The sequence below is a fragment of the Tessaracoccus lubricantis genome (assembly GCF_039544535.1).
Taxonomy (GTDB): Bacteria; Actinomycetota; Actinomycetes; order Propionibacteriales; family Propionibacteriaceae; genus Arachnia; species Arachnia lubricantis.
In genome coordinates this window covers 1-5,539 of record NZ_BAABLV010000052.1, presented here as the reverse complement: position 1 = coordinate 5,539, position 5,539 = coordinate 1, and the positions used below count along the sequence as shown (strand labels likewise).

Below are 5,539 nucleotides of genomic sequence, written 5' to 3'. Positions count from 1 at the left end.
GTCAAGGCGTTCCTGAAAGCGGGAGTGCTCACCACGGTGGGCACGACCGAGGGGACGATCACCGGCACCCCAGGACGTCCAATTTCTCGATCGTAGGCTCGCTGAACAGTTTGCCCGTCTGCTCGCCGAGAGCTACCGCAACAGGGCCGGACAGGTGGGCGTCACGTCCGGCGTCATCGGGGAACACGTCGAAGATCCCGAACGAGCCCGGCGGAACAGCTAGCCGCTGCCAACGGCGGCTCGCTGCGCGTGCTCTTCCTGGCGCCCTCGACCCAGCTGGTCTCGCAGACGCTGCGGGAATGGACAGCCCAATCCACACTGGATCTTCAGCCCGTAGTTGTGTGCTCGGATGCGAAGGCATCCCGCATCACCGAAGACATCTCGGTCCACGACATGGTGCTGCCTGCCACGACGGATCCCCAAGTTCTGCACGAGCGGCTGCAGCTCGGCCGCCGAGGCACGGGCTTGAAGGTGGTGTTCTCCACCGACCAGTCCATCGACGTGGTCTCCGAAGTGCAGCAGCTCGGGGCAGAGGAGTTCGACCTGATCCTGTGCGACGAGGCCCACCGCACCACCAGTCCGGCGTGCCTGCGCCTGCGCATTGGCTTTGCTCTGCTGTCGACTGAGGAACTTGTGCCCTCCGCCGTCAGGGATGTTGCCGAACTTCGTGACGTCGACATGGATCAGGGATCCAGGCTGGTCGTGCTCGTAGCGTCGGATCGGTTCACCGGTGACCCGATCAATGCGGCTGAGCCTGTTGATCCGGCAACGCACGAGGACGGCATGAACCGTCGACGCCGCGACGCCGAGCTCACCGCCGATCTGGACCGGCCCCAGCCGACGACGCCACCGCGCCTTCACGATCCGTTTCACCACCGCGGGCGGCGTCTTCGTCGGCATCGAGTGTGGCCGACTGGAACGATCAAACATCCCCGCGGACCCTTCGGTCCGAAGCCTCGCCGCCCACTTGCGCGCCGTCGGCGGCGAGGTCATGAACATCTTCGCCGCGACGGCTGACCGGCCAATCGTCTTCAACGATGAGCTTGGCCAAGCGCAGACGAGCGCGCGGAGTGAGAGCAGCATTAGCGTGGGACACGAAGGCCTCCTGTGTGAGAAAAGTGGTTCCTAGACAGCTCCACTCTCGCAACGGGAGGCCTTCACCCGTCAACAGCTCACACGCAATTCACGCAACAACGTCCCTCGACATCACACCTAGTCGGTGTCGATGCAGGCGCGGGGTTCGTGGGCGTGCGGGCGGCACCGTTGGAAGACGCCGTACTCCCGGCTGGCGAGCTGTGGGAGGCGACCGTCGCTACCCCGATTGACTAGCGTTGCTGGCCGTCTTGTGCTGACGGCTGGGTGGAGTTGAGGTTCTCGTGAGATCGGACACCGCTCAACAGGGATCGGCGCCAGCTCGTGCGGTCCGAAGTCAGAGTGCGGCAGCTCCGGCCTCAGCCACAGTCTGGTCTTCCTCGATGCTACCGGTGGACACTCCGATGGCTCCGACGATGACGCCGTCGCGGACCAGCGGAATGCCCCCGGGGAACACGACGATACGGCCACCGTGAGCGTCGTTGAGTCCGTACAGGTCGCCCGTCGGGCGCGTTGCCTCGGTGAGGTCCTTGGTCTGGGTCTGGAAAGCGATGGACGTGTACGCCTTGTTGATGGCGATGTGGATGCTGCCGATGTTCGCAGTATCCATCCGCACGTGTGCCTTGAGGTTGCCTCCGGCGTCCACGACGGCGATGTCCTGGGGCTGTCCGATCTCCTCAGCGCGCGCGATGGCGGCATCGATGACGCGGCGAGCGTCCTCAAGGGTGATGGTGTCCTGGATCTTGGGGTTCGACATGGTGTCTCCTCTTCATTGAAGGTCAGGTGTTGCGGGTGTTAGGGCAGCGCCCGGGTAGAAGGTGGAAGGTCAATCGCGGTCTACCCGGGCGCGCTCGGTACGGGACTGTGCGGCGCAGCGTGACCTACGCCGAACAGCGGAGGGCTCCTCAGAAGGTGCGGATCGGGATCTCCGCGGGAGCCTCGAGAAGTTCGCGAATCTCGTCGTCAAGCTTGACAAGCGTGATGGACGCGCCCGCCATGTCCAGCGAGGTGCAGTACTCGCCGACATAGCTACGGGTTGGGGTGATTCCCTGGGCCGCGAGCTTCTCGTGTGCGATGCCGTACAGAAGGTACAGCTCGCTGATGGGGGTGCCACCGAGACCGTTCACCATCAGCGCGACGTCATCGCCGCTGCTGTAGGGGATGTCGCTCACGATGGGCTCCAGAAGCAGGTCGACGATCTCGTTCGCCGGGACCCACTTCTGACGTGCACGGCCGGGCTCACCGTGAATACCGATGCCGACTTCGATCTCGTCGTCGCCGATCTCGAACAGCGGCTCGCCCTTGGCGGGCGGGGTGCAGGCGGTGAGCGCCACGCCCATGGTGCGAGTGACGGCGTTGACCTTCTCGCCGATCCGGACGATCTCGTCGAGGTCCTTGCCGGCCTCAGCGGCAGCGCCGACGGCCTTGATGACGAAGAAGTTGCCGGCGACGCCGCGGCGACCGATGGTGTACAGCGAGTCCTTCACCGCGACGTCGTCGTCGATGAAGAGGGTGCGCACCTTGATGCCCTCTGCGGCAGCGAGCTCTTCTGCCATTTCGAATGCCATCTTGTCGCCGGTGTAGTTGTTCACCAGCAGCAGCACACCCTTGTCGCTCTTGACGCGGCGTGCGGCCTCGACGACGAAATCGGTGGGCGGGGCGGCGAACACGTCACCGGGGCAGGCGGCGTCCAGCATGCCCTTGCCGACAATCATCACGTGTGCGGGCTCGTGGCCGGAGCCGGAGCCCTGGATGATAGAGACCTTGTCGTTGTTGGGCGCATCGGCGCGGACGATGAGGTTGTACTTCGGGTCGTACGTGAGCGTGTCGGGGTTCGCCAGGGCCAGGCCCTTCAGCATCTCCGGGACGAACGCCTTCGGGTCGTTGATGAATTTCTTCATTGTGTTCTCACTTCTTTGTGTTGGATGGGTAATGGAGGGAGGGTAAGTCGTTACCAGGCCTCGGCGACGCGCTCGCTGAGCACCGCTATCGCGATGGCGCCGGGGTCAGGGGAGCCAATGCTGCGCTCACCTGCGTAGGACGCTCGGCCGCGGTGTGCCTCGAGCTTCGCGGTCTCTTCGGCGGCGGCGCGCGCGGCCTCAGCGGCGTGCTGAGCCACGGCCTTGCCGTCCAGACCCTTACCGAGGTCCGCCTCGATGGCGTCGGTGAGCGGGACCAGAGCGTCGAGCAGCGTCTTGTCTCCCAGGGATGCGCCACCTCGCTTCATGATGCCCTCGATGGCTGAGCGGAGCATCGCGACCACATCGGCCTGGGTGATGTCGTTCTTGTCCTTCACGGAGATCGCAGCGCGCAGGAACGCGGTGCCCCAGATCGGGCCGGACGTGCCGCCGATGCGGCCGGACATCGTTGTCGCGACCTTCTGAATGAAGGTGCTGAGAACCGACCGGTCGTACTCATCCCACTCGGCGATGACGTTCTCGAACCCGCGAGCGAGCGAGTATCCGAAGTCACCGTCGCCGGCGACGGCGTCCAGGTCGCTGAAGTACTTCTCGTTGTCGACGCACGTCTGTGCGATGAGCTTGATGACGCTCTCGACGCGGGCGACGCCCGCCTGGCTGAAGGTGCTGCTCATGATGTTCCTCGGCTTCGGTTATCGGATGGTGAGGGCAGTGAGGGTGTCGAGAGTGACCTGGCCGGTCTCCTCGACGCCGCGCGGGTTGGAAAGGAAGTGTGCTGGCGTCTGCGGCTGGTCGCCCAGGCTGTCAACGACCAGTGCCGCCTCGGTGAAGTCCTCATCGGCGGTATAACTGGACACCGTCACGACGGTGGCGATCCCTGCCGCAGCCGCGGCGCGTAGCCCGTTCTGACTGTCCTCGACGACGACGGCGTCCGTTGCGTCGATTCTCAAGTCCCGCAGAGCGAGCAGGTAGATGTCCGGTGCCGGCTTCTTCGCTGGGACGACATCTCCTGCGTAGACACGGAACCAGGAGGCCGCGTCCTCGCCGACCGCATGTTCCAGCACAGCGCGCACCGATTCTTCGGCGGACGTGGATGCGACGGCGAGCAGCCATCCTGCGTCATGGGCGGCATTAACGATTCGGGCGATTCCGGGCCGCCCCGGCATCTCGCCGGCTCGAACCTTCGCCGTGTAGCGGTCAGTCTTGAACCGATGCCACTGCTTGACGAGGTCGATCTGCGCAGCCTCATCGGTGGGCAGGTTCGCCGATGCAACGAAGTCGCTGGTGAGAAGCGAGGCGAGACGCTCCTTACCGCCGCCAATTCGCACCTTCTCGGCATAGTCCTCTTCGGACCAACGCACGGGAAGATCGAAATGCGCGAAGGTGTCGTTGAACGCAGGCAGATGACCGTCGCGCTCGGTGTCTGCGAGCACTCCGTCGCAGTCGAAGATCAAGGCGCGAGTCACGGCTTGGCGGCCTTCGCCTTGGCTGCCGTGCCATCGGAGCCGAACCATTCGATGTGGTCACCGATGACGCTGGTGACAGCATCACCGATGGCAGTCACCAACTTCGGCGGATCCCAATGGTTGTTGGCGCGCGCCCAATCGAGATGCTCCGCCGATGCCTGCATGTACGCGTGCTTGACGGCTGTGGAGATGTTGATCTTGGAGACGCCATTGTCGATGAAGGCGCGGAAGTCGGCCGGCTCAAGGCCGGTTCCTCCGTGAAGAACAATTCCCTTGTCCGTGAGGTGCGCGAGTTCGCGGGCGCGCTCAGGGAGAAGGGTCGGCTTGGACGTGAACAGGCCGTGGCTCGTGCCCAACTGCGGGGCGAGCAGGTCAGCACCGGTGCGCTCCGCAATGGCTGCGAGCTGGTCGACGGTATACGCGTGGTGGGCTTCGTCGCTGCCGACTCCGTCTTCGACCCCGAGGATGTTCTCGATCTCGGATTCGACGTCGACGCCCGCTGCGTGAGCCTCCTTGACGACTTCCGTCGTCTCACGCTCTGCGTCAGCAAGATCACGGTCAGAAGCATCGAAGAGAACCGATGACCACCCGGCGGCAATGACGTCAGAGAGGACAGAACGGTCCGGGCAGTGATCCAAGTGGAGCGCGACCGGCACGGATGTGTGCCGCGTGAGCGCCTGGAAAAGGCTCGTGATGAAAGCGGTCCCCGATGTGCGAACAGTCTTTGTCGAGATCTGGACAATCAGAGGCGAGTCCTTCTCCTCGGCTGCGGCGATGACCGCGCGCATGCTGATCTCGTCGAAGACGTTCACAGCGGGAACCGCGTATCCGTGCTTCCGCGCTCCCGTCGTGAGACGACGAGTTGATACGGCCATAGTCCGATCTCACTTCCTTGTGTCAGGCTCTGCCTCAGCGAGCTCCGGCCAAAACATCTTTCGTTCCGGTCCTCTTGGTCCAGATTACATGGCTATACAACTCTATACAAGACGACGAGTTGACTCATCAGAAACCTCCGCTTGTGCGGGGTCGTTGCCTCGGGTAGAAACCTCCGGTTAGGTGTGT

Annotated in this window: 5 protein-coding genes and 2 pseudogenes; 1 reads left to right on the top strand and 6 read right to left on the bottom strand. The window is 63.9% G+C overall.

Going from position 1 to position 5,539, the window contains the following annotated elements:
* Window positions 1–249: 249 nt before the first annotated feature.
* Window positions 250–519: pseudogene (locus ABEA30_RS15380) on the top strand (hypothetical protein); the annotation flags it as partial.
* Window positions 520–591: 72 nt separating this feature from the next.
* Here ABEA30_RS15380 and ABEA30_RS15375 read toward each other — a convergent pair.
* The 6 genes and pseudogenes from ABEA30_RS15375 to ABEA30_RS15350 all read right to left on the bottom strand — a co-directional run.
* Window positions 592–1,096: pseudogene (locus ABEA30_RS15375) on the bottom strand (leucine zipper domain-containing protein); the annotation flags it as partial.
* 333 nt (window positions 1,097–1,429) lie between these two features.
* Window positions 1,430–1,849, bottom strand: a complete 420-nt coding sequence (locus tag ABEA30_RS15370) for a GlcG/HbpS family heme-binding protein (RefSeq protein WP_042540859.1) — start codon at window positions 1,847–1,849, stop codon at window positions 1,430–1,432.
* A gap of 148 nt (window positions 1,850–1,997) precedes the next feature.
* Window positions 1,998–2,993: a dihydroxyacetone kinase subunit DhaK gene (gene dhaK / locus ABEA30_RS15365; RefSeq protein ID WP_068751136.1), complete on the bottom strand. Its 996-nt coding sequence runs from the start codon at window positions 2,991–2,993 to the stop codon at window positions 1,998–2,000.
* A gap of 50 nt (window positions 2,994–3,043) precedes the next feature.
* Window positions 3,044–3,685: a dihydroxyacetone kinase subunit DhaL gene (gene dhaL / locus ABEA30_RS15360; protein ID WP_042540853.1), complete on the bottom strand. Its 642-nt coding sequence runs from the start codon at window positions 3,683–3,685 to the stop codon at window positions 3,044–3,046.
* 18 nt (window positions 3,686–3,703) lie between these two features.
* Window positions 3,704–4,525: an HAD-IA family hydrolase gene (locus ABEA30_RS15355; protein WP_042540851.1), complete on the bottom strand. Its 822-nt coding sequence runs from the start codon at window positions 4,523–4,525 to the stop codon at window positions 3,704–3,706.
* On the bottom strand, window positions 4,474–5,352 hold the full coding sequence (locus tag ABEA30_RS15350; protein ID WP_042540849.1) for a class II fructose-bisphosphate aldolase: 879 nt from the start codon (window positions 5,350–5,352) through the stop codon (window positions 4,474–4,476). The genes ABEA30_RS15355 and ABEA30_RS15350 overlap by 52 nt, the downstream gene beginning before the upstream one ends.
* Between the last annotated feature and the right edge of the window lie 187 nt (window positions 5,353–5,539).